The sequence below is a fragment of the Streptomyces sp. NPDC048255 genome (assembly GCF_040652415.1).
GTDB lineage: Bacteria > Actinomycetota > Actinomycetes > Streptomycetales > Streptomycetaceae > Streptomyces.
Genome location: NZ_JBEZMA010000084.1, coordinates 1 through 23635 on the forward strand (window position 1 = coordinate 1; position 23635 = coordinate 23635).

Here is a 23635-nt window from a genome sequence, read left to right on the forward strand (position 1 = left end):
CGGCCTGTCCAACGCGGAGATCGCCCGGGAGCTGCACCTGGCGCTGCCGACGGTGAAGACCCAGGTGTCCCGAGGGCCGTCCCCTGCGTTCGCGTCGTGGACCAACAGGGCGATCTGGACCCGGTTGTTGAGATGCAGCCGGGTGAGGATCCGGGACACGTGGGTCTTCACCGTCGGCAGCGCCAGGTGCAGCTCCCGGGCGATCTCCGCGTTGGACAGGCCGCGGCCGACCGCCAGGGCCACTTCCCGCTCCCGCCCGGCCAGGGGCGCCAGCCGCTCGCGGGCGGAGGCCGCGCGGGTGTCCTGTCCGCTGCCGCCGGCCACCTGGTCGATCAGCCGGCGGGTGACGGCGGGGGACAGCACCGGGTCCCCCGCGGCGACCGTGCGGATCGCCGTCACGATCTCCTGCGGCGGGGTGTCCTTGAGGAGGAACCCGGCGGCGCCCGCACGCAGGGCCCGCAGGACGTGCGCGTCGGTGTGGAAGGTGGTCAGGACCAGGACCTCGGGCGCGCCGGGCCGGGCCCGGAGCGCCTCGGTGGCCGCGAGCCCGTCGACTCCCGGCATCCGGATGTCCATCAGCACCAGGTCGGGCCCGTGCGCGGCGACCAGCGCCGGGACCTCCGCGCCGTCGGCGGCCTCCGCGACGAGTGCGATGTCGGGGGCGCCGCCCAGCATCAGGCGCAGGCCGGCCCGGACGATCGCGTCGTCGTCGACCAGCAGGACCCGGATCACCGGCGTCTCCTCTCCGTCTCCGCGTCTCTTCAGCTCTTCAGCTGCTCAGCTGCTCAGCTGCTCAGCTGCTCAGCTCTGCCAGGGTAGCCAGGCGTACACCCGGAACCCGCCGTCGGAGGGGCCGGCCCTCAGCTCGCCGCCTGCCAGCCGGGCCCGCTCGGCCAGCCCGATCAGGCCCTGGCCGCCGCCCTCGGCGTGGACCGGATCCGGGCCGGGCGGCCGGGTGTTGGAGACCTCCACCGTCAGCCGCTCCCCGGGGGTCCCGGCTACCCGTACGACGACCGAGGACCCGGGCGCGTGCTTGCGTACGTTCGTCAGCGCCTCCTGCACGATCCGGTACGCCGTGCGCCCCGTCAGCGCCGGCGGCGCGGGGCCGCCGGCCTCCACGGTCAGCGCGATCCGCCCGCCCGCCGCCCGCGCCTCCGCCACCAGCCGTTCCAGGTCGGCCAGCTCGGGCTGCGGCCGGTCGTCCTGCGCCGCGCCGGTGTCCGCCCGCAGCACCCCGATCACCTCGCGCAGGTCGTGCAGGGCCAGGTGGGCGCTCTCCCGGATCACCCCGGCGGCCCGGGCGATCTCCGCCCGGGGGGCGCCGGGGTTGTACTCCAGGGCGCCCGCGTGCACGCTCAGCAGCGAGAGGCGGTGCCCGAGCACGTCGTGCATCTCGCGGGCGATCTCCTCGCGCGCCTCCCTCCGGGCCCGTTCGGCGCGTGACTCCGCGTCCGCCTCGGCCAGTTCGGCCCGTTCGCGCAGGGAGGCGATCAGCTGTTGCCGGGACCTGCGGAACAGGCCCCAACCGATGGCCCCGGCGATCAGGGCGAAGTAGGTCACCGCCGACCCCGCACGGTCCTCGGAGACCTCCGGCAGCCGCCAGAGGAAGAAGGGCAGCGGGGCGAAGGCCAGCGCCGCCACCCAGGCCGTGACCCGCCACGGCCGGGTCGCGGCCACAGTGAACACCGCCACCAGCGCCGGACCGGTCAGGTAGTGCGCCTGGGTGCCCGCCAGCAGCAGCACCACCGCCAGCTGCACGGGCCAACGCCGCCGCAGCAGCACCGCCGCGCAGGCCAGCCCGCCGGCCGCCTGGTCCGCGGCCCGCCACCCGGGGCTCAGGGTCTCCGCCCCCGGGACGGACTGCGAGCTGACGGCGGCGAAACAGGCGGCGAAGAGGAAGAAGCCCAGGTCTGCCGCCCAGTCCCGGCGGGTGCGGTGGATGTGGCGCATGTCCGGGAAATCTACGCGGGCCCCGGCCGCCTGCGGCCCTCCGCCGTCGAACCGGATACTTAAGTACCTGCGCGGGGCACCGAAAGGCCGATCCGGCGCCCGCTGCGCCCGCCTACGGTCGGAGCATGACCTCCACCCACCCCGCTTCCCCGCTGAAAGCCGTGTCCGGGCTGCTCTCCTTCGTCCTCGTCGTCGGCGGCGCGAGCGGCCTGCTGCACGAGTGGCTCGGCTGGATCCACTTCATGGGCTTCGTCCGCTTCCTCGTTCCCGAGGGGTACGAGGTCTACGGCTACGTCGTCATGCTCGCGCTCGGCCTCGCGGTGGGCGCGGCGGGCGACGCGCTCGCGGGCGGCCGTAGGCGTACGTAGGGGCCGTCGGCGCAAGCAGGGACCCCGGCCTGCGTGGGCGGCCCCCGACCGCCCAGCGATTGCCGGGTCCCGGACACGAGCGGACAATTGGATCATCCCATCAAACGGAGAATGGGGATTGCCATGACAGGCAGGACGCGCCTCCGGTGGCTGTACCGGGCGTCGGTCGGGATCGGGATGGCGTGCGGAATGGCGCTCGGCTTGGCCACGCCGGCCTCCGCCGTCGGCCCGCTGCTGGTAAGCGTCCAGTTGGACGCTCCCGAGATCACCGTCACGTTCCGGGACACCGACCCGGACGACGAGAGCTTCACGCTCGATGCGATTCCGTGGGGCACCACTGACCCCCCTCGGCGTAACATTCCGCTGTCCCGTGAGATACCCAATGTGAACCGGACTGCTGTCCGCACAGTGAACGCGGGCATCAAGGCCGGCGTCCCCTACTGTGTCTCGGTGGTGTCCCACACCAAGGACATCCTGCTGGAGCAGTACCCGAGTCACTACCGCTCCAACACGATCTGCGTCCACCCGACCGGCTCCGCCGGCGCCCCGGCCGACGTCTCGATCGGCGGCATCACCGGTGAGGCCAACCCGCCCTCGGGCACGAACCGCAACTACTGGGTCAGCTACTCGAACGCCGGCGCCGACGCCAAGGGCGTCGTCATCCAGGTCCAGACCTCGGGCTCGCTCTCCGTACGGCGTCCCCCGGAGTCCGGCACCTTCAACGGCTTCCAGTGCTCCGCCACGGGTACCACCGGCTACCGCTGCACCGGCGGCACGCTGGCGAAGGGGGCCAAGAACCAGATCCCGGTGCTCGCCGCGGTCACCAGGAACGGCCCCGGGGCCATCCACGCCACCATCACCGCGGAGGGCGACACGAACCCGGGCAACAACGCCAACACGCATAGCGTGATGGCGGTTCCGCCCGCATCCTGACGGCCTTCCTCACCGGTCGACACCCCGGCCGGGACGGGGGAGGATGAAAAGGACGGGCGCCTTCCGATCACCCCAGACCGCCGCCACCCGTGCGACGGCCGGAGGGAGAGTCCCGGGACGCGGTCCGGTACGTCGGCCCGCCTGTCCCGCAAGCGTGGTGTGCCCGTCACGATCTCGCGCGTCCGCGCCGTCGCCCACCACGGTCGTCTCTCCAGTTCTCTCCCCCCGTAGCAACGCGAGGGAGGACCAGCACCATGAACCGGCGCAGCCGCCGCACCACAGTCACCTCTCTGATCGCCTGCTCGCTGCTCCTCGGAGGCGGGGCCGCTCTGGCTCCGCCGGCGACCGCGGCCCCAGCCATCGGCACCTGCACGGTGAAGCCCGCCGACAACGGGCTGAGCGTCACCATCAGCGGCTCCGGCTGGATGCCCGAGGACATGCCGCTGGAGATCGACAGTGGTGAGGGCGTCGCACCGCTGGAGAACGTCCAGCCCGACGGGTCCTTCTCCGTAATCCGCTTCCAGAAGAGCACCGACGTCACCATCCTGCCCGCGCAGGGCGGCTTCAAGAACTGCACGGTGGTCAAGGCGGACAAGGAAGCGAACACGGACGAGACCCGGAAGGCCCGTGACGACGGCTTCAAGGAAGGCGTCAAGGCCGGCAAGGCCGCGGCCCAGGAGGACTGCGACAACGACAAGCCCGAGCCACAGAAGAAGCCCGGACTGACCGCGCAGGACCAGGCGGTCGAGGACGCCTACGAGCAGGGCGTCCTGGCCGGCGCGACGAGTTCCTTCAACCAGTCCTGCCGTACCGGAAGTTGACGCACGGGAGATGAGCGCAATGAACCACCGTACCCGGCTGGCAGCCCTCTGCCCGCTGCTCCTCGCCTCCCTCGCGCTCGGTCCGGCCGCCGTCGCGCAGGCCCCGTCGGCCGTCCCGGCCGGCACCTGCACGGTCGAGCCCTCGGACGACGGCAAGACGGTGACCGTGACCGGAACAGACTTCCTCGGAACCGGCGGAGCCGCGCTGCACGGCAGCAGCGGCAACGCCGAGGGCCTGGGGAACCTGGACGAGCTGACCCCGCCCGGAGCCTTCCGCCTGACCGGTCTGCCGCCCGGTGACTACCACGTCAAGTCGCAAAAGCTCCCGGCGGTGAACTGCACCACCGCCGCCTCCGACAAGGTCACGAACAGCAAGGCCGTACGGGACGCCCGCAACCAGGGCTTCATCGACGGTGTCAAGGCCGGCGGGGCCGCGGCCAAGGAGAACTGCGACTCCAAGGCCGAGCCCGAGCCACAGAAGAAGCCCGGACTGACCGCGCAGGACCAGGCAGTCGAGGACGCCTACGAGCAGGGCTTCCTGGCCGGCGCGACGAGCGCCTTCACCAAGTTCTGCAAGCTGAACCGCTGAACGGCGCGTGCGCCGTACGAAACGGTGGTGCCGCCCCCGCGCCGCAGGGCGCCGGGCGGCATCACGGCGTGGGGGTTCCGGTGTCAGTAGGGCGCGTCCGTGGGCGCGTCCGTGGGCGTCCCGGTGACCGTGGGCGTGCCGGCCGGAGTACCTGTGTCGGTGGGGGTTCCCGTACCGGCGGGGGTTTCCGTACCGGTGGGCGTGCTGTCCGTCGGGGTGCCGTCGGGCGGGCCCGTGGGGCTGCCGGTCCCGGGGGGCGTGGTGGAGGGCGCGGAGCTGGTCACCGGCGCCTCGGTGGTGGTCGGGGTCCTGGTCGGATCCGGGTGCGGGTCCGCCGGCGGCGGGACCTGCCGGTCCTTCTCGCCGTGGTGGTCGCCGCGGTCGCGCTCGTACCAGCGCCGGTCGTGGTGGTCGTAGATGACGAACTTGTTCACGATGGTCACCGACGGCGCGATGACCACGACCCGCGACGGCTGGTACGAGGCCCACGGCTGTCCGGTCCGCTTCGGGTCGCCCTTCAGCGGCACCGGTAGGCCGAGCGGGTTCCCGCACGCGCAGCGCACCCGCGGCACTCCGCGGTCGTCCACCAGTACGGCGGTACCGGCCTGGAGCACGGCCTGGTAGGCGGTAGCGCCGCCGTCCCGGTAGCCGTGGTTCGTGACCCGGGTGTCCCACCGGAGCTGGACCGGGGTGAGCGAGCGGAGGTAGCCGGGTACGGCCGGCGCCTCGATGCCGAGGGCCGAGGCGAAGGCGCCGTTCTTGGCGGGCTGCCCGGACAGCACCTTGATCTGCTTCTCGACGTCGCAGCTCCCGAGGGACCTGGTGCCTCCGTACAGGCCCGGTGAGGCGCCGCTGATGCTACGGGTGGCGGTGGGCGCGGGCGTGGGGCCCGTCGTACCGCTCGCGGTGGGCGGCGGCGACGGGGGCGGCGGCGGGGTGGCCTGGTCCGCAGCGGTGGACTCGGTGAACGGGTCGGGCCCGGCGTCGGCCACGGGCTGGAGGAAGACCTCGCGGCTCGCCTTGTCGGAGGTGCCGCTGGAACGGGTCAGCACCACGACCAGGGCCACCACCGCCACCACCGCGACGAGGGCGGTGACGATCCGGGGCACGGACCGCCACCAGGGCACGCCGGCCGGTGCGCCCCCTCCGGGAGGCCCGCCGGGAACGCCGGGGCCGCCGGGGCCGCCGGGGCCGCCGGGCGGAGCAGGTGGCGGCGGAGCGGCCGGGGGACCCTGCCGCCCACCGGAGAGCGGGCCGGAGGGAGGACCCGTGGGGGGACCGGAGGGAGCACTGGTGGGGCGCTCGGACGGCGGCGGCTGCCGGGGCGGCTCGTGATCGGGCTGCGTGGTCACAGGCTCTTCTTCCCGGACGGCGGAGTTCCCGTCCACTGTGGTCGTTCCGCCCTGACCGCACGGAAATATCCTGATTTCTTGCACTCCTGCGGACCATTGTGTGTGTCGTCCAGGTGGTGCCCGCAAGCCGAGGGTGCCTACCGTTGCAGGGTGAGCCGTACGCCGAAATCAGCGTCGCCCGGGGGATCCGCGAAGGCATGGCGTGACGCCCTCGTCGCCGTCTTCGCGGGATTCGCGGTGATGACCGCGGTCGCGGCCGCCGGGCTGGCCTGCGCGGGTGCGGGCGACCTGCCGGACGGCTCCTTCCCCCATGTGGTCGCCGCCGTCGTCGTGATGGCGGCCGGTGGCTCGGTCGAGGTCTCCGGCGGTGCGGGCTTCCTGGCGGAGGCGGACGCGAGCCTGACCGTACTGCCCCTCTCGGTGAGCCTGTCCGGCGCCCTCGTGGCGGGTTACTGCTTCCTGCGCCCCCTGCACCACCGGGCGGTGACCCGACCGGGTGAACTGCTCTCCCGGACCGTTCCCTTGGTGCTGCTGTGGCTCCTCGCGCTCATCGGGGCCGGGCTCCTCGCCCGCCGGACCTTCGGCATCTCCACCGGCGACTCCCCCGTCGGGGAGATCGGCGAACTCCTCGACTCCGCCCCGACCGTGGGCTTCCGGGCGGACCTGCCCGCCACGCTCCTGTTCGGACTGCTGTGGATCCTGGGCCTGTTGCTGATCACCCTGCTCGTCTCCCGCCGGGCCCCGCTCCCGGCCGGCCTGGTCCGCTTCCATGCGGCGGTGCGCCCGGCCGCCTCCGCCACGGTCGCGCTGCTGCTCGCGTACGTCGTCCTCGGCGTGGGCGTCGCCCTGGTGGCGGCGGCGACGCAGGGCCACGGCGCGCGGACCATGGCCGTGGTGCTGCTCGGGCTGCCCAACCTCGTCTGGCTCGCGCTCACCCTGGGCTTCGGCGGGGCCTGGGAGGGCAGGGTGGAGGGCCCGTTCGGGCTGCCGATGCCCCAGCTGCTCGACCAGGTGCTGCGCGGGTCCGACCTGTCCACGGTCGACGTGGCCTCGCTCGCGGAGCGGGACTCCCGGGCGTGGTGGCTGGTGCCGGTGGCGGCCGTGCTGCTGCTGGGAGCGGGCGTGCTGGCCGCCGTACGCTCCCCCGCCCGCGTCCGGCTCTGGCAGCACGCGCTGCACCTGGGCGTGGCGCTGGCCCTGGCGACTCTGACGGTGTGCCTGCTGGCGCGGGTCCACGCGCAGTTCGGGCTCTCGCTGCTGGGCATCGGCTCCGTGGACGGGCTCGGCGGCAAGGTCGAGCTCAGCCCGGTCCTGTGGCGCACGGTGGGCCTCGCGCTCGTCTGGGGTGCCGTGGCGGGCTTCCTGGGCGCCCTCGTGGCCCGGCCGGTCCACCGCGGGGGCCGCGTCGACGAACCCGCCCCGCGCTGACCCGTACGCGCGGCGGCTACGGCGCGCGGCTGCGGAACACCGGCAACGCCCAACGCGGAGGCGGCGGGGGCGGTGTGTCCCCGGCGTCGGCTCCCGCTCCGGCGTTGACTCCGGCGTCGGCTCCCGCTCCGGCTCCGGAGAAGGCTCCGTCGGGCAGGTGCCCGACCGCGCGCGTCGGCGGATGCGCGCCACGCGCCCCAGGCCCCGGCCCGGCCCGGCGCAGTGCCCCGGTGAACTCCAGGCAGCTGCCCCACCGGTCCTCCGGCGACTTGGCCAGTGCCTTCGCGAGCACCTCGTCCACCTCCGCCGGCAGGCCGGGGCGCCGTTCACTCGGCGGGGCGGGGGGATCGTACTGGTGGGCCCAGAGCAGGGCCATGTCGTCGTCCCGCTGGAACGGCGGCCCGCCCGCGAGCATTTCGTAGACGACGCAGCCCAGGCTGTAGACGTCGCAGCGGCCGTCCACCGGTTTCCCGGAGATCTGCTCCGGTGCCACGTAGTCCAGGGTGCCCACGAACTGTCCGACGGTCGTGAACCCGGTCAGGGACAGCGACTTCTTCGTCAGCCCGAAGTCCGTCAGGTAGACGTGCTCGGGGTGTTCGCTGTCCGTGCCCCGCGCGACGAGGATGTTGCCCGGCTTCACGTCCCGGTGCACGAGGTCGTGGTCGTGGGCCGCGTCCAGCGCGGAGGCCACCTGGCCCGCGATCCGGGCGGTGGTCCCCACCGGCAGCGGGCCGGTCCGGTCCAGCAGGGCCCGTAGGTCCTGCCCGGCCACGTAACGCATGGCGATGTACAGCAGCCCGTCGGTCTCCCCCGCCTCGAAGACGGGCACGATGTGCGGGTGGTCGATGGCCGCGGCCACCTTCGACTCGTGGGCGAACCGCTGCCGGAAGGTGTCGTTGCGGGCCAGTTCGGGTGCCAGCAGCTTCAGCGCGACGGTCCGGTCCAGGCGCAGGTCGCGCGCCCGGTAGACGACGGCCATGCCGCCGCGCCCGATCTCGCCCTCCACCAGGTATCCGGCGATCTCCTTGCCCACCAGGTCGATGGGGCGCCCGCCGGCCGCTTCCACGCCCGTCACCGCTTCCCGGGTTCGGGCCGGGGCCGGGGTCCGGGCGCGTCGGCGATGCGGGTCGGCTCGTGCCCGGCGGGTGCGCCCGGTCCGGCGGGTCCGGCGGGTCCGCCTGGTCCGGCGGTCCGCCCGGGCAGTACGTCGAGCTGGGCCTCCCGGGGGTCGGCCGGCGCGTCGGGCCCGGGGCGCGGAGCGGGGGCGGGATCGGGATCGGGATCCGCCCCAGGTTCCGCGACGACCGCGTAGGTCGCCAGCCCGCTCCCGTCGCCGTACAGCCACCGCCCGCCGGCCTCGTCGTAGAGCCAGACGGACTCCCCGTCGAGCACGACCCCGGCCCGCAGCCCCCGTACGGAACTCCGGAAGGCCTCGGCGTCCGCGCGTCCCGAGGCGAGTTCCCCGGCGGCCCGCCGGTAGCGCTCCAACGCGTCGGCGCTCCGCGCGAGCAGCGGCCGCGGGTCCTCGGCCCGTTCGGGGGGCGGGCCGCCGGCCGTGGGCGGCGGTTGCGGTACGGGGACCAGCAGCCGCCCGTCCACCCAGGCGGACCAGCCGTTGGAGCACAGGATCTGCCCCCACTCCCCGCGCCGGGAGAGCAGCTGCACCGGCAGGAGGGGGTCCAGCGGCGCGGTCGGCCGGGAGACGTCGGGGGCCTCCCAGGCGGGCAGTCCTTCCCGGGGGACGACATGGGTGGGCCGGAAGGCCGCCGCCCCACCGCCGGGTTCCACCGGGCCGGTCATCGGGCCTTCCGCATGATCGCCGGCTCGTGCCGGCGCAGCAGGCGGGCGACGAGCACTCCGAACAGCACGGCCAGCGCCACCAGCATCCCGACGTTCAGCAGCCACACCCCGGCGCTGTGCGCGAAGAGCGGGTCGTCGGTGAGGGCGCCGGGCACCAGGGCGCCCAGATCGATGGTGCCCGCCATGGCGCCGAGCGCCCAGCGCGACGGGACGAGCCAGGCGAGCTGCCCGATCACCGGGACCCCGTCCAGCTGGAGGAGGGCGCCGCAGAAGACCACCTGCACGATGGCGAGGAGGACCAGCAGGGGCATGGTGACCTCCTCCTTGCTGACCAGTGCGGAGACCAGCAGGCCGAGCATCATCGCGGTGAAGGACAGCAGCGCGACGACGAGGGTGAGTTCGGCCAGCGGCGGCAGGAAGACGCCCTGGCCGCCGGGGGCGTTCAGATCGACGCCGAACAGGCCGACCAGCGTCAGCACCACGGCCTGCGCCACGGTGACCGCGCCCAGCACCACGACCTTGGACATCAGATAGGCCGAGCGCGACAGTCCGACGGCCCGTTCGCGCTGGTAGATGGTTCTCTCCTTGACCAGCTCGCGCACGGCGTTGGCCGCCCCGGTCAGCACTCCGCCGACGCACAGGATGAGCAGGGCGTTGATCGCCGTCTCCCGGGTGAGCGCGCCGCCGGCCAGGGCCCGGGCCATGGCGCCCATGACGAACGGCAGCGCGATCATGATGGCGAGGAAGGTCCGGTCGGCGCTGAGCGCGGCCGCGTACCGGCGGATCAGGGTGGACAGCTGGGAGCCCCAGCTCTGGGCCTTGGGCGGCGCGGCGGCGAAGCCCGCGGGCTGGGCCCGGCCGGTTTCGCCGGCGCGCGGCTGCCGGGCGGAGCTGTCGGCGTACTTGCGGTGCAGCGGCGAGGCGGCGTACTCCCCCGCCCAGTCGCGGCCCTGCTGGTTCTCGAAGGCTTCGAACGCCTCGGGCCACTGGGTGAAGCCGAAGTGGCCGAGCGTCTCGCCGGGCGGGCCGAAGTAGGCGGTGCGCCCGCCGGGGGCGAGGACCAGCAGCCGGTCGCAGACGTCCAGGCTGAGCACGCTGTGGGTGACGACGATGACCGTGCGGCCGTCGTCGGCGAGGCCGCGCAGCATGTGCATCACCGAGCGGTCCATGCCGGGGTCGAGGCCGGAGGTGGGTTCGTCGAGGAAGAGCAGGGAGGGTTTGGTCAGCAGTTCCAGGGCGACGGAGACGCGTTTGCGCTGGCCGCCGGAGAGGCTGTGGATGGGCTGGTCGGCGCGCTGCTGGAGGCCGAGCTCCGCGATCACCTCCTCGACCCTGGCCCGGCGTTCGGCCTTGGCGGTGTCCTGCGGGAAGCGCAGTTCGGCCGCGTAGGTGAGGGCGCGCCGGACGGTGAGCTGGGCGTGCAGGATGTCGTCCTGCGGGACGAGGCCGATGCGGCCGCGCAGTTCGGCGTAGTCGCGGTACAGGTCGCGTCCGTCGTAGAGGACGGTGCCGTGGTCGGCGGGGCGCAGTCCGGTGAGTGCTCCGAGGAGGGTGGACTTGCCGGCTCCGCTGGGTCCCACGACGGCGAGCAGGCATTTGGCGCCGACGGGGAAGGAGACGTGGTCGAGGAGGGTCTTGCGGCCGTGGTCGACGGTGACGGTGAGGTCCTGGACGTCGAGCGAGACCTCGCCGGTGTCCAGGTACTCCTGGAGCTGGTCGCCGACGAGGCAGAAGGCCGAGTGGCCGATGCCGATGATGTCGCCCTCGGTGAGGGGGGCGGCGTGTTCGACGGGGGCGCCGTTGAGGTACGTGCCGTTGTGGCTGCCGAGGTCGGCGATCTCGTACGTGCCGTCGGCGAGGGCGCGCAGCTCGGCATGGCGCCGGGAGACGACGAGGTCGTCGATGACGAGGTCGTTGCCGGGGGCGCGGCCGATGCGGACGGCGGTCCGGGCGGCCAGGGGGCGGATGGCGGTCGGACGGCGGAAGGTGCCGGTCAGGGCGGGGTGGGAGACCCCGGACGGCGATACGGCCACCGGTCCGGAAGGCGGCGTCGGAGCCTGTGCGGCGGGCCCGGCGGCAGACGGGGCGGCACGCGTACCGGTGCCTGTGCCTGTGCCGAGGAGGACGGCGCGCGGCCCGTCCGAGGCGTCGCCGAAGCGGAGCTCGCTCCCGGCGCCGACGCTCCACTCGTGGACGCGGTGCCCGTCGGCCCAGGTGCCGTTGGTGCTGTGCTCGTCCTCCACCGTCCAGTGGTCCCCCTCGGGGCGCAGGATCGCGTGGTGCCAGGAGACGCGGGCGTCGTCGAGACAGATCTCGCAGAGGGGGTCGCGGCCGACGTGATATATGCGGCCCGGGCTCATCGTGGTGGAGCCCCTGTCGGTCTCCAGGACGAGCTCGGGCGCGGTCGGCACACCGGGGCGCAGGACCATGAGCCGATTTTCCCACGATCCGGCCGACGCGGCAGCGACCGGACATCACCGCAGGTCAGAGGCCTGTTATGGGTAATGACAACGGTCCCCGTTGCAGCCTTTGCCCATCTCGCCGGGGTGCGCTTCACTTCACGCGACGGAACCGAACAGACGGGTCCGAACAGAACAGACGGGGGACGTCATGAGTGGGCACGAGCACGGCACCGCGCCCGGCGGTCACAGCCATGCGCCCGGCGGTCACGGCCACGGGCCGGGCGGGCACAGCCACGGTGTCTCGGCGGACGCCGACCGGCGGTGGCTGGGTATCGCGCTCGGCCTGATCACCGGGTTCATGGCCATCGAGGTGGTCATCGGCATCATGGCCAACTCCCTGGCCCTGATCTCCGACGCGGCCCACATGCTGACCGACGCCGTCTCGATCGTCCTCGCGCTGATCGCGATGCGGCTGGCCACCCGCCCCGCCCGCGGCGGGTTCACGTACGGACTCAAGCGGGCGGAGATACTCTCCGCCCAGGCCAACGGCCTGACCCTGCTCCTGCTGGCGGTCTGGCTGGCCTACGAGGCGGTCCGACGGCTGATGGACCCGCCGCCCGTGGAGGGCGGCCTGGTCGTGGTGACGGCGCTCGCGGGCATCGCGGTGAATGTGGCCGCGGCCTGGTGCATCTCCCGGGCGAACCGTTCCTCCCTCGCGGTCGAGGGCGCCTACCAGCACATCCTGAACGACCTCTTCGCCTTCATCGGGACCGCCGTCGCCGGTCTGATCGTGCTCACCACCGGCTTCCGCCAGGCCGACGCGATCGCCACGCTCGTGGTGGTGGCGCTGATGGTGAAGGCGGGCTACGGCCTGGTCCGCGAGTCCGGCCGGATCCTCCTGGAAGCCGCTCCGGCCCATGTGAGCCCGGACGCGGTGGGCGACCGGCTCGTCAGCCACCCGCCGGTCACCGAGGTGCACGACCTGCACATATGGACGATCACCTCCGGGCAGGCGGCGCTCTCCGCCCATGTGCTCGTGGATCCGGAGGGCGACTGCCACGCCGTACGCCGCGACCTGGAGCGGCTGCTGGGCAAGGAGTACGGGATCACGCACACCACCCTCCAGGTGGACCACGCCCAGGACTCCCTGCTGACGGTCGGCCGCGCGGGCGAGGGCCCGTCCGAGCCGGACCCGCACTGCGCGGACGCACACGGGCCGGTCCACCGGCAGGGCCCGCACGCACACTGATCTCCGGCCGCGGTCGCTGAGCGGCGCGCGTACGGGGCATGCATGGACCCATGACGCGCAAACGCAGTGCCGGACTGCTCCTGTTCCGCCGGACCGGCGAGGAGGCCGATACCGCGGTGGAGTCCGGCCCCGCCGTGGAGGTCCTGCTCGGCCACATGGGCGGCCCGCTCTGGGCGGGCCGGGACACCGGCGGCTGGGCCATCCCGAAGGGCGAGTACGGGCCCGACGAGACGCCGCGGGACGCGGCCCGCCGGGAGTTCACCGAGGAGATCGGGCTGCCGCCGCCGGAGGGCGACTACCTGCCGCTGGGCGAGGTGCGGCTGGCCAGCGGGAAACTGGTGACCATCTGGGCGGTGGAGGCGGACCTGGACCCCGCACTGATGGTGCCCGGGACCTTCTCCATGGAGTGGCCGCCGCACTCCGGAAACGTACAGGAGTTCCCCGAGCTGGACCGGGTGGCCTGGTTCGCTCCCCCGGTTGCCAAGATCAAAGTGATGCCACCTCAGATCCCGTTCCTGGAAAGGCTGTTGGAACTTCTGGAGGCCTGAAGATCGGTCCCGCCCCGACTTGCCAAGCAACCCGCCCGCGTGGACATTACACACATGACGAACGTCGTGCTGGTGGGAACCCTGGACACCAAGGGTGTGGAGTACGGTTGGCTGCGCGAGAGGCTGCAGCGTGCCGGCGTCGAGGTGGTACTGGTCGACACAGGAATCATGGGCGAACCCCGGGTGCCCGCCGATGTGCCGCGGGACGCGGTGGCCCGGGCAGCGGGAACGGAACTGTCGGAACTACGCGCGGCCGCCGACCGGGGCGCGGCCGTGACCACGATGGCCAGGGGCGCGGAGGCGACCCTGTTACGCCTGCACGCCGAAGGCCGGCTGCACGCGGTGCTCGCGATCGGCGGCAGCGGCGGCACCTCCATCGCCACCCGGGCGATGCGGGCCCTGCCGCTGGGCGTGCCCAAACTCATGGTCTCGTCCATGGCGTCCGGGGACGTCTCCCCGTACGTCGGCTCCGCGGACATCACGATGATGTACAGCGTGGTGGACATCGCGGGGATCAACAGCATCTCCGAACCGGTCCTGGCGAACGCGGTGGAGGCGGTGGCCGGCATGGCCAAGGCCTTCGCCCGCGCGAGCCTGGACCTGCACCGCCCGCCCCGGCTGGGCGCCGGCGCCCGCCCGCTGATCGCGGCGAGCATGGCGGGCGTGACCACGACCGGTGTGGACGCGGCCAGGGAGCGGCTGACCGAACTGGGCTACGAGGTGCTGGTCTTCCACGTCAGCGGAACCGGCGGCCGCACCCTGGAGACCCTGGCCGGTCAGGGGGTCTTCGCGGGGGTGCTCGACCTGACGCTCAGCGAGCTCGCCGACGAGCTGTGCGGGGGGATCCTCACCGCGGGCCCCGACCGGCTCAGCGCGGCCGGGCGCGCCGGGATCCCGCAGGTGGTGAGCCTGGGAGCGCTGGACATGGTGAAGTTCGGCCCGATCGAGACCCTGCCCGACCGGGCCCGCCACCGGCGCGTCCACGTACACAACCCGTCCATCACGGTGATCCGTACGAACGAGGCCGAGTGCGCGGAACTGGGCCGCAGCGTGGCCGCCAAACTGCGTGCGGCGACGGGGCCCACGGCCGTCTGCGTTCCGCTCCGTGGACTGTCCACGCTCGGCGTGCCGGGCGGCCCCTACCATGACCCCGGCGCGGACCGGGCCCTTTTCTCGGCGCTGCGCGACGGCTTGCGGGGCAGCGCCGCCCGGCTCTACGACTACGACACGCACATCAACGACCCGGCCTTCGGCCGGGCGGCGGCCGACCGGCTGCACGCCATGATCGGAGCGGTTTCGGCCGCCGCCTGAGACAGCCCGTACGGCAGGGAACCGGCCGTGGCGGAAACCACGTCTTGAGTGCAGACCGGTCCAGGGGTGGCCGGTCACGGACCGGCCGCACTCGGGGCACGGTGGTGGCGCCACGGCAGGGGGCGGGAACGATGGACGGCACGCTGACGGCATGGTCGGTCCCCGGTTACACGGAGATCAGGGAACTCGGATCGGGAGGCAGCGGCCGCGTGGTGCTCGCCGTCCACGACGGCACGGGCACGGCGGTCGCGGTGAAGTACCTCAGCGACCGGCTGCGCGAGGACCCGGCCTTCGTGGGCGGGTTCCGGGCCGAGGCACGGCTGCTCGGCGGGCTGCGGTCCGCGTACGTGGTGGGGCTGTACGAGTACGTGGAGGCGCCCGGCGGCGCGGCCATCGTGATGGAGCTGGTGGACGGGATCTCCCTGCGCGCGCTGCTGAAGCGCTCCGGGCGGGCCGACGCCGAGGCCGCACTCGTGGTGCTGAAGGGCTCCCTCCTCGGGCTGGCCGCCGCACACCGGGCCGGTGTCGTCCACCGGGACTACAAGCCGGAGAACGTGCTGGTAGCCCAGGACGGCTCCTCGAAACTGGTGGACTTCGGCATCGCGGTGGACCGCGGGGCCACGCCCGGGGTGGCCGGTACGCCCGCCTACATGGCCCCCGAGCAGTGGCAGGGCCGGCCCGCCTCGCCCGCGGCCGACGTGTACGCGGCGACGGCGACCTTCTTCGAATGCCTCACCGGGCGCAAACCCTACGACGGGGAGAACTTCGCGGAGCTCGCGGTGCAGCACATCGAGGCCCCGGTGCCGGAGACCGAGGCGCCGGAGCCCGTACGCCCGCTGATCCGGCGCGGGCTGGCCAAGCGGCCCGAGCAGCGGCCGCAGAACGCCGAGGCGTTCGTGGCGGAGCTGGAGGGTGTGGCGCTCGCCGCGTACGGACCCCAGTGGGAGGAGCGAGGCCAGCGCAAGCTGGCGGCCCTGGCGGCGCTGCTGCCGCTGCTGTTCCCCTCGGCGGGCGCCGCGGCGGCCGGTACCACGGCCGTGGCCACGACCACGCTGCCCAGCGGCTCCGGCTGGGCCCCCGGCCGGCGCGGCTGGCTGGCGGCGGGCCTGGCGCTGGTGCTGGGAACGGTGCTGGTGGTCACGACGGACGCCATCGGCGCGGCCCCGGGCGGCTCTTCGGCGCTGACGGCGTTCGCCACCACGAGCCCGTCCCCGCCCGGTCCGGCCTCGCCCGCGCCGGCCCCGGCCCCCTCGGCGTCACCGAGCCCGTCGCCGTCACCTTCCCCTTCGGCCTCCCCGACCCCGTCCGCGAGCCCGTCACCGTCCCCTTCGCCGAGCGGCACCGCGACCCCGACGCCCACGGTCAGCTGGTCGCCCACGCCGAAACCGACGGTGACACCCACGCCGACGCCCACTCCGACCCTGAAGGTCACCAAGGTCGGCGTCGCGCTGCGGACGACCGGCGTCTACCGGGGCGAGGCGACCGTCGACGTCGCCACCGAGGGGACCGGTCCGGTCACCGTCGTCCTGGAGTGGTTCCTCGGCAGCGCGCAGGGCTCCTACTCCGTGCCCGACGGCACGGACACCGTGGTGGTCCCGGCCGGCTCCTCGACCGTGGTGCAGAGCCATACCTTCACCCGGGGGCGCGGCTGCTACGGCGGGGTCCGCGTCACCACCAAGCCGGCCGCCGGGAACAAGTCCGCGTCCGCCTCTCAGGTGCTGCCGCGCTGTCAGCAGGAGCCGGAGGTCCCACGATGAGCAGTCCCCGAGGCCCCGAGGACGAGGACTACAGCGCCACCGTCCTCGGCAGCCACTGGTTCACCGGACCTCCCGAGCCCGCGGAGGTGACGCCCGACCGGGTCGAGGGATCCGTGCTCCGGTTCGGGCCCGGCGTCACGGCGGCCATGCCCGCACCGTTCCCCGTGACCGCCGGCGCCCCGCCCCGGCCGGGCCGGGGCGCCGGCCTGCGCCGGTACACCCTGGCCGCGGTCGTACTGCTCGCGGTCCTCGCGTACCTCGGCTGGCAGCGGTACGGGCCCGCCCTGGAGGTCCGCGACGTGGCGGTGACCACGGATGCCGCGGGCCCGCCCTGCGACACGGCGGCCGACGTGGTGGCCGTCGTACGGACCAACGGGCGGCCGGGAACCCTCACCTACCACTGGGTCCGCAGCGACGGGACGCGGTCGGAGCAGCTGACCGAACGGGTGCCCCGCGGGCAGCGCGAGGCCCGGCTGCACCTGCTGTGGACCTTCAAGGGCGCGGGGACCTACTCGGCGAGGGCCGAGCTCCGGCTGGACTCGCCCGCCGAGCACACCGCCGCGGTGGAGTTCACGTACCGCTGCCGCCCGTAGGGGTGCCTCGGGAGTACCGGTACCGTCCGGGCCTCCGGCCGTCCGGCCCTTCGGCTCTCCGCCTTCGGTCTTTCGGCCGAGGGGTTCGGGCCGTCCGGCCGAAGCGCGGCCACCGTGCCCGCTGGTTGACTCGTAAGCGTTGCCGAGGGCTCAGGGTCGCTCTCCGGCACCGCTTCGTGTCACGTTCCAGCCGGCGAACACCCCAATCGGAACGTGGCCGTCCCGCGCGGGCGCACAAGTCCGCGCGGGAGGCCCGCAGCCGCTTTGGGGAGTGGCTGCGGGCCATTCGCGTATCCGTCCCCCGCCGCAACCGGGGGACGGAGCTCAGAACCGGGCGTGGGCGGTGATGTCCGCCTCGAACTCGCCCGTCATCGCCGGGGTCACCGTCGGCCGGCACTGCCGGACCGCCGCCAGGTAGTCCTCCGTGGTCGCACCGAGCTGCGCGGCCGCCGCGCCCCGCGCGCCCACCGCCTCCAGGTCCCGTTCGAAGGACACCTGCGCCGCGATCCGCGCCGCGTGCTCGATGTCGGCCGGGGTGAACAGCTCCGTCGCCGCCACCAGGGCCGCGACGTCGACGTCCGCGCGCCCCGCCGTGTAGCGGGACCAGATCGCGGCGCGCGCCCCGGCGTCCGGGGTGCCGATCGGGATCAGGTAGTCGAAGCGCCCGGGCCGCAGGAAGGCCGGGTCGAGGGAGCGGATGGAGTTGGTGGCGCACACCAGCAGCCGCTCGTCGCCCTCGCGGAAGCCGGGTATCAGCTTCAGCAGCTCGTTGGTGACCCCGTGGATCCCGCCGGGCTGCGCGGGCTCGGTGCGCACCGGCGCGATCTCCTCGACCTCGTCGATGAAGACCAGCACCCGTTCCAGCTCGGCGATCCGGGCGAAGGCGTCGCGCAGGGCGGCCGCCAGGTTGCCCTCGTCCGCGAGGCGGGAGGGCAGCAGTTCCACGAAGGGCCAGCCCAGCCGGGAGGCGATGGCCCGGGCGAAGGTGGTCTTGCCGGTGCCGGGCGGGCCGAAGAGGGTGATGGCGCGCGGCGGGCGCACGCCGTGGGAGGCGGCCCGTTCCGGTTCGGCGAGCGGCAACACCACGCGCCGTTCGATGAGGTCCTTCTCCTGCTCCATGCCCGCGACCTTGGCCCACAGGTCGTTGGGCAGGAAGCGGCCGCCGAGGTCGTCGAGGAGGCCGGCCGACGGTCCGTGCAGCGGCTCGGTCTTCTCGAAGTAGGCGACGGCCGGCTGCCGGGTGTAGCCGGCGTTCAGGAGGCCCTCGCCGAGCAGGTCCTCCTCGGGAAGGACGTACGCGATCCGGCCGACGCGGGCGGCGATGAGCCGCCGCTCCAGCTCGACGAGCAGGGCGGAGGCCAGGCCCCGGCCGCGCCAGCCCGCGGCGATGGCGATGCGCATGACCCAGGCCCGCTCCCCGGTGACGCAGGCGAGGGCCGCGCCGATCGGGACGCCCTGGTGGACGGCGACCACGCAGGGCTGCCGGTCGGTCAGGGCGCTGATGCACTCGGCGAGCGAGAAGACGGACTCCTGGCCGAGTTCGGCCGTCGTGTCGATCAGGTGGACCACCGCTGCGAGATCGCTCTCGCGGTAGTCGTGGATGAGCCAGTTCACCGGGTACCGCCCCTCGTTCGTGCTCCTGCGGCGAGGCTAGGGGCGGCAGGGCCCGGCGATCACGCTCCGTCGTGCACAACAGCCCAGCCGGAAACCGTCCGCGGCGTCCATAGACTGGTGCCTTCCGCCCGAACACCAGCCCGAGGAATCCCGCACCTTCATGCTTTGCCACATATCCGCGGCCCGACGCGGGCTCCTCCTCTGGCTCATCCCGGTCCTGTGGACCCTGGCGTCCGGCCTGTGGGGCCTGTCCCGGCAGGACAGCGTGTGGCGGGACGAGGCGGCGACCTGGCAGGTGGCCGGGCGCTCGGTGGGCGAGATCTGGGCCCTGCTCGGCAATGTCGACGCCGTGCACGGGCTGTACTACCTGCTGATGCACGGCCTCTTCGAGGTCTTCGGGGCGAGTACGACGACCCTGCGGCTGCCGTCGGTGCTGGCGGTCGCCGCGGCCGCCGCGTGCGTGGCGCTGATCGGGCGGCGCCTCGCCGGCTTCTGGGCCGGGCTCGGCGGCGGGCTGGCGCTGGGGCTGCTACCGGCCGTGCAGTTCTACCTCCAGGAGGGCCGGCCGTACGCGCTGGTCGCGGCCGGGGCCGGGCTGTCGACGCTGCTGCTGGTGACGCTCCTGGCGAGCAGCACAGAGGGCGGGCCCGGCCGGCGGGTCTGGCCGCGCTGGACGGCGTACGGGATCACCGTGCTGGTCTGCGCCCTGCTGAACTGGCTGTCGCTGCTGATCCTGCCCGCCCACGCGGCCACCCTGTGGTGGACGCGGGCCGGGCGCGGCGTGTGGCTGCGCTGGGCCGCGTACGGCACGGGTGCGGTGGCGGGGGCGCTGCCGCTGATCCTGTTCAGCCGCGGCCAGTCCGACCAGGTGTCGTGGATACCGCCGCTGACCTGGCACATGCTGATCGGGCCGGGGATCCTCCTCGCCGTCGGCGGCCTCGGCGCGTGGGCCGACCGCCCGGGCCGCGGCAGGCTCTCGCTGGCGGCTGTGGGGCTGCCGCTGCTGGCGGTGCCGCAGCTCGGGCTGATCGGGCTGTCGCTGGTCCAGCCGCTGTTCCTGGACCGGTACGTGCTGTTCAGCATGGTGGGTCTGGCCCTGCTGATCGGGGCGGCGCTGGGCGCGGCGGTACGGGCCTGCGCGCCGCGGTTCCCGAGGGCCTCGACCCTGCTGGTGCCCGGTGTGGTCGGGGTCGCGGTGCTGGCGCTGCTGCCGGTGGAGCTGGGCAAGCGGGCCCCGGCGAGCCGGGTCGACGACGTGCTGGCGGCGGCCGGCGAGGTGGCCCGGATGGGGCGGGCGGGGGACGCGGTGCTGTTCGTCCCGGCCGCCCGGCGGGACACGGCGCTGGTCACCCCCGCCGCCTTCACGGGGCTGTCGGACATCGCGCTGGCCGACAGCCCGGTCGCCTCGGCCACCCTCAAGGGCGAGGAGGCCGGCCCGGAGCGGATCCGGGCGGCGCTGCTCGGACAGCGGCGGGTGCTGCTGGTGACGGACGCGGCGAAGGTGGCGAAGCCGCCGTCGGCGGAGCGGGACAAGGCGAAGGCGGCGGTCCTGCGGGAGCGGTTCACGGTGGTGGAGGACCGGCAGGTCCGGGGCCGCCGGGTGACGCTCTACGAACGGCGCGGGCCCGAGTAGCCCGCCCGGGGACGGTGGTGACGGGATCCGGGGCGCGGGTTCCCGGCGGGGCTTCACATCGGGTGCACCGGATTCACAGGGGATTCATACGGAACACCGGGCTCCGGACATAGGTTCGGTGGGCAGGGTGGGAGCATGATCCACCGCATGCTCCCCCGAACGGCCCGGCGCACCCGTGCGCGGCGGGCGTCACGGATCCTGCTCGCCCTGACCGCGATGGCCGCGCTGATCAGCGTGGACGTGCCGGACGCGGCGGCCGGGCAGCCGCTCGGCGTCACCGCGCGGGCCGCGGCCGACGCCACCGCCGACCGGGTGGGCGCACTCTTCGCGGGCGGGCTCGACGGCGGGCACTTCTGCACCGGCGCCGTCGTGCGCAGCGAGGGCCGCGATGTGATCGCCACCGCCGCGCACTGCCTGGACAGCCCCCGCACCACCGTCTTCGCACCGGGCTACCGGGACGGCACGGCCCCGTACGGTACGTGGAAGATCACCGGCGTCTACGTCGCCCCGGGCTGGACCGAGGGCGAGGACCCGGACGACGACATCGCCTTCGCGACGGTGGCCCCGGCGGAGGACGGGCCGACCGGTTCCGTCGAGGACCTCGTGGGCGGCTTCCCGGTGGCCGGCCAGCAGCCGGACGACGCCACGGTGACGGTCATCGGGTACCCGCGTACCGAGGAGGCGCCCTTGAGCTGCGCCAACACCACCGGGCTGTTCTCCGACACCCAGCGCCGGATCGGCTGCCCGGACCTCAGCGGCGGCACCAGCGGAAGCCCCTGGCTGGTGGACGGCGCGCTGGCCGGGGTGCTCGGCGGCCACGAGGGCGGCGGGACCGTGCCGGAGATCTCGTACAGCGCGGTGATGGGCGACGAGGCGGTGGAGCTGTACCGGGAGGCGGCGGTCGCCGGCTGAAGGGGCGCCGCGGCGCGCCGGCGGTCTCAAGGTCCGCCCGCTCGATCGGGCGCGCCCTACTCCGCGATCTCGGCGGGGACGTCGAACCAGGCCGGTTCGTCCCGCAGCGCCCGGTGGATCCGGTCCAGCGCGAAAGGCTCCAGCGGCGGCAGCGCGTCCACCTCGAACCACGCCACCTCCAGGGACTCGTGGTCGTTGGCCCGCGCCTCGCCGCCGGTCGCCCGGCAGCGGAAGGTGATGTCCTGGAACTGGCAGACGTCGCCGTTGGGGTAGGTGATCGGCGCGAGCATCTGTACGAGCACGACCCGCTCCGGGACGCACCGCACGGCCGTCTCCTCGTACACCTCGCGCACGGCGGTCTCGGCGGGCTGCTCCCCCGGCTCCGCGATCCCGCCGATCACGGACCACCGTCCGGTGTCGGACCGCCGGCCGAGCAGCACCCGGCCCCGGTCGTCGAGGACGATGGCCGTGACGCCGGGCAGCAGGAGCAGCTGGTGCCCGGCGGTGGCGCGGATGGCGCGGATGAAATCGGGTGTGGTCATCCCCCGACCCTACGAGGCCTGCGGGGCGGGTCCGTCCTCAGGCGGCGCTGCGGGCGCGAATGCGGCGCGTCAGGACCCAGCCGAGCCCGGCCGCGGCGGCGACGAGCAGCGCGTACTCCGGCAGCGGGCCGACGACGGTGGCCGGGGTGCGGGAGGATCGCAGCGGGATCTCGGCGACCAGCGCGTCCGCGGTGAACATCTCGGTCTGCTGGACGATCCTGCCGTCGGGACGGATGACCGCGCTGACCCCGCTGGTGACAGGGACGAGGACGGTGCGGCTGTGCTCGATGGCACGGATCCGGTCCATGGCGAGCTGCTGGTAGGTCATCTGGGACCGGCCGAAAGTGGCGTTGTTGCTGGGGACGGCGATCACCTGGGCTCCGGCCTGGACGGTGGAGCGGACGGCGTCGTCGAAGGCGGCCTCGAAGCAGGTGACCATGCCGACCCGGCTGCCGGTCATGTCGAAGACGCCGGGGTCCTTGCCGGGGCCGAAGTCGCGGCGCACCCGGTCCACGTCGGCGCTGAAGAGCCGCACGACCGAGCGCATCGGGATGCGTTCGCCGAAGGGCTGGATCTTGCGCTTGTCGTAGGTCGCGGTGGGGCCCTTGACCGGGTCCCAGAGGATCATCGTGTTGCGCAGCGGGCCGGATTCCGGGACCAGGACGGAACCGATGGCCACGGGCACGCCGATGGCTTTGACGGCCGAGTCGATGGCCTCGTAGGCGTCCGCTTCGAGGTAGGGGTCGAGGTCGGAGGAGTTCTCCGGCCAGACGACGAAGTCCGGGCGGCGGGCGGTCCCGGCCTTGACCTCCTCGGCGAGCTGCTTGGTGCGCAGGGCGTGGTTGTCCAGGACTTGGCGGCGCTGGGAGTTGAAGTCCAGGCCGAGGCGGGGCACGTTGCCCTGGATGACGGCGGCCACGACGGTGCCGTCCTCGGCCGCGTCGGAGACCAGGGGACGGGCGGCGAGGCCGGCGAGGACCGGTGCGCCGACGGTGAGGACGGCCAGGGCCGCGGTGGCGCGGCGGGGGTGGCGGCGGGCGATTCGCAGCACCTCGTAGAGGCCGAAACCGCACAGGGCCACGGCGAAGGAGAGCACCGGGGTGCCGCCGAGAGCGGCGAGCGGGGCGAAGACGCCGTCGGCCTGGCCGAAGGCGAGCTTGCCCCAGGGGAAGCCTCCGAAGGGGGCCCGGGCGCGGACCGCCTCGCCCGCGACCCAGACGGCTGCGGCGAACAGCGGCCAGGCGGGGAGCCTGCTGACGAGGGCGACGGCGAGACCGGTGAGTCCGATGAACAGGGCCTCGACGGTGGCCAGCGCCAGCCAGGGCACCGGGCCGACCTCCTCGCCGGTCCAGACGAGGAGCGGCACCAGGAAGCCCAGCCCGGCGAGGAACCCGATGCCGAACCCGGCCCGGGCGCGGCGCCCGTACAGGCAGCCGGCGAGCAGGGCGAGGGCGAAGGGGGCCAGCCACCACAGCGGGCGGGGCGGGAAGCTGAGGTAGAGCAGCACACCGGCCACGGCGGCGAGGACGGCGCGCAGCCAGAACTCCTTCCGCGTTCCCTTCGAGGGAGGTGCGGCGTCGGTGGTCGCGGGGCCCGCTGCGACGGGGTCTGCGGGCTGCGCGGGCTCGTTTCCGGCCGCGCGGGTGGCACTGCTGCTCATCTGGCGGAGTGTACGTCCCCACACGCCGGGCCCCGGTAAGGACCTACGGGGTGTCCTGCCCGGGCATGGTGGCGACGTCCCCTAGGTCCTGTCCGGGCGATCTTCGTGGATCAGCCCGCGTCGTCTGGTGCGGTGCATCGCAAGGCGGAGGATCGCAGCTCGTACTCGGCCGT

Annotated in this window: 20 protein-coding genes and 1 pseudogene; 12 read left to right on the top strand and 9 right to left on the bottom strand. The window is 73.9% G+C overall.

Translation table 11 applies throughout. The features are described from left to right. Nucleotides 1-90: 90 nt before the first annotated feature. Together AB0D94_RS34970 and AB0D94_RS34975 are read right to left on the bottom strand one after the other, a co-directional pair. Nucleotides 91-732 (bottom strand): annotated as a pseudogene (locus AB0D94_RS34970) (response regulator transcription factor); the annotation flags it as partial. A 69-nt stretch (nt 733-801) separates the two neighbouring features. Further along, nucleotides 802-1950, bottom strand: a complete 1149-nt coding sequence (locus tag AB0D94_RS34975) for a histidine kinase (RefSeq protein WP_362060924.1) — start codon at nt 1948-1950, stop codon at nt 802-804. Between the two features lie 125 nt (nt 1951-2075). Here AB0D94_RS34975 and AB0D94_RS34980 point away from each other — a divergent pair, with 125 nt between their 5' ends. From AB0D94_RS34980 to AB0D94_RS34995, 4 genes are all read left to right on the top strand, one after another. After that, nucleotides 2076-2318: a hypothetical protein gene (locus tag AB0D94_RS34980; RefSeq protein WP_362060928.1), complete on the top strand. Its 243-nt coding sequence runs from the start codon at nt 2076-2078 to the stop codon at nt 2316-2318. A gap of 189 nt (nt 2319-2507) precedes the next feature. Further along, on the top strand, nt 2508-3251 hold the full coding sequence (locus AB0D94_RS34985; RefSeq protein ID WP_362060931.1) for a hypothetical protein: 744 nt from the start codon (nt 2508-2510) through the stop codon (nt 3249-3251). A gap of 254 nt (nt 3252-3505) precedes the next feature. Further along, nucleotides 3506-4072: a hypothetical protein gene (locus AB0D94_RS34990; RefSeq protein ID WP_362060934.1), complete on the top strand. Its 567-nt coding sequence runs from the start codon at nt 3506-3508 to the stop codon at nt 4070-4072. Nucleotides 4073-4091: 19 nt separating this feature from the next. Beyond that, entirely contained in the window at nt 4092-4661 is a 570-nt protein-coding gene (locus tag AB0D94_RS34995) for a hypothetical protein (protein ID WP_362060937.1), read from the top strand. A gap of 83 nt (nt 4662-4744) precedes the next feature. Here the strand turns inward: AB0D94_RS34995 and AB0D94_RS35000 are convergent, their stop codons facing one another. After that, nucleotides 4745-6013 (bottom strand): DUF6777 domain-containing protein, encoded by a 1269-nt coding sequence (locus tag AB0D94_RS35000; RefSeq protein WP_362060940.1) that lies wholly within the window; start codon nt 6011-6013, stop codon nt 4745-4747. Nucleotides 6014-6163: 150 nt separating this feature from the next. Between AB0D94_RS35000 and AB0D94_RS35005 the strand changes: the two genes are divergently transcribed. After that, on the top strand, nt 6164-7441 hold the full coding sequence (locus AB0D94_RS35005) for a streptophobe family protein (RefSeq protein ID WP_362060943.1): 1278 nt from the start codon (nt 6164-6166) through the stop codon (nt 7439-7441). Between the two features lie 16 nt (nt 7442-7457). Here AB0D94_RS35005 and AB0D94_RS35010 read toward each other — a convergent pair whose 3' ends face one another. From AB0D94_RS35010 to AB0D94_RS35020, 3 genes are read right to left on the bottom strand one after another with little or no spacing between them, the layout of a single operon-like run. Continuing rightward, nucleotides 7458-8516, bottom strand: coding sequence for a serine/threonine-protein kinase (locus tag AB0D94_RS35010; protein ID WP_362060946.1), 1059 nt, complete (start codon nt 8514-8516; stop codon nt 7458-7460). Continuing rightward, on the bottom strand, nt 8513-9241 hold the full coding sequence (locus tag AB0D94_RS35015) for a hypothetical protein (RefSeq protein ID WP_362060949.1): 729 nt from the start codon (nt 9239-9241) through the stop codon (nt 8513-8515). The genes AB0D94_RS35010 and AB0D94_RS35015 overlap by 4 nt, the downstream gene beginning before the upstream one ends. Next, complete coding sequence (locus AB0D94_RS35020) at nt 9238-11670, bottom strand: FHA domain-containing protein (protein WP_362060952.1); 2433 nt, start codon at nt 11668-11670, stop codon at nt 9238-9240. The genes AB0D94_RS35015 and AB0D94_RS35020 overlap by 4 nt, the downstream gene beginning before the upstream one ends. A gap of 181 nt (nt 11671-11851) precedes the next feature. Here AB0D94_RS35020 and AB0D94_RS35025 point away from each other — a divergent pair, with 181 nt between their 5' ends. From AB0D94_RS35025 to AB0D94_RS35045, 5 genes are all read left to right on the top strand, one after another. After that, nucleotides 11852-12892, top strand: coding sequence for a cation diffusion facilitator family transporter (locus AB0D94_RS35025; protein ID WP_362060955.1), 1041 nt, complete (start codon nt 11852-11854; stop codon nt 12890-12892). Nucleotides 12893-12942: 50 nt separating this feature from the next. Further along, a complete protein-coding gene (locus tag AB0D94_RS35030) occupies nt 12943-13440 on the top strand; it encodes an NUDIX domain-containing protein (protein WP_362060958.1) in 498 nt (165 codons plus the stop codon). 54 nt (nt 13441-13494) lie between these two features. Further along, nucleotides 13495-14751: a Tm-1-like ATP-binding domain-containing protein gene (locus AB0D94_RS35035; RefSeq protein WP_362060961.1), complete on the top strand. Its 1257-nt coding sequence runs from the start codon at nt 13495-13497 to the stop codon at nt 14749-14751. 131 nt (nt 14752-14882) lie between these two features. Continuing rightward, nucleotides 14883-16508 carry a serine/threonine-protein kinase gene (locus tag AB0D94_RS35040; protein ID WP_362060964.1) on the top strand — a complete coding sequence of 542 codons (1626 nt, stop codon included), beginning with the start codon at nt 14883-14885 and terminating at the stop codon, nt 16506-16508. Continuing rightward, a complete protein-coding gene (locus AB0D94_RS35045; RefSeq protein ID WP_362060967.1) occupies nt 16505-17101 on the top strand; it encodes a hypothetical protein in 597 nt (198 codons plus the stop codon). Before AB0D94_RS35040 ends, AB0D94_RS35045 begins: the two co-directional genes overlap by 4 nt. Nucleotides 17102-17425: 324 nt before the next feature. On the opposite strand, the gene AB0D94_RS35050 is transcribed toward AB0D94_RS35045, so the two are convergent. Then, the gene (locus AB0D94_RS35050) at nt 17426-18715 is read right to left on the bottom strand and encodes a bifunctional GNAT family N-acetyltransferase/ATP-binding protein (RefSeq protein WP_362060970.1); all 1290 of its coding nucleotides are present in this window, start codon (nt 18713-18715) and stop codon (nt 17426-17428) included. A 160-nt stretch (nt 18716-18875) separates the two neighbouring features. On the opposite strand from AB0D94_RS35050, the gene AB0D94_RS35055 reads away from it, so the two are divergent. Next, a complete protein-coding gene (locus AB0D94_RS35055) occupies nt 18876-20348 on the top strand; it encodes a hypothetical protein (RefSeq protein ID WP_362060973.1) in 1473 nt (490 codons plus the stop codon). A gap of 147 nt (nt 20349-20495) precedes the next feature. After that, nucleotides 20496-21260 carry a trypsin-like serine protease gene (locus tag AB0D94_RS35060; RefSeq protein WP_362060976.1) on the top strand — a complete coding sequence of 255 codons (765 nt, stop codon included), beginning with the start codon at nt 20496-20498 and terminating at the stop codon, nt 21258-21260. A gap of 56 nt (nt 21261-21316) precedes the next feature. On the opposite strand, the gene AB0D94_RS35065 is transcribed toward AB0D94_RS35060, so the two are convergent. Both AB0D94_RS35065 and lnt read right to left on the bottom strand, forming a co-directional pair. Then, nucleotides 21317-21802: an NUDIX domain-containing protein gene (locus AB0D94_RS35065; protein ID WP_362060980.1), complete on the bottom strand. Its 486-nt coding sequence runs from the start codon at nt 21800-21802 to the stop codon at nt 21317-21319. A 37-nt stretch (nt 21803-21839) separates the two neighbouring features. Further along, nucleotides 21840-23462 (bottom strand): apolipoprotein N-acyltransferase, encoded by a 1623-nt coding sequence (lnt, locus tag AB0D94_RS35070; protein ID WP_362060983.1) that lies wholly within the window; start codon nt 23460-23462, stop codon nt 21840-21842. Nucleotides 23463-23635: the final 173 nt, after the last annotated feature.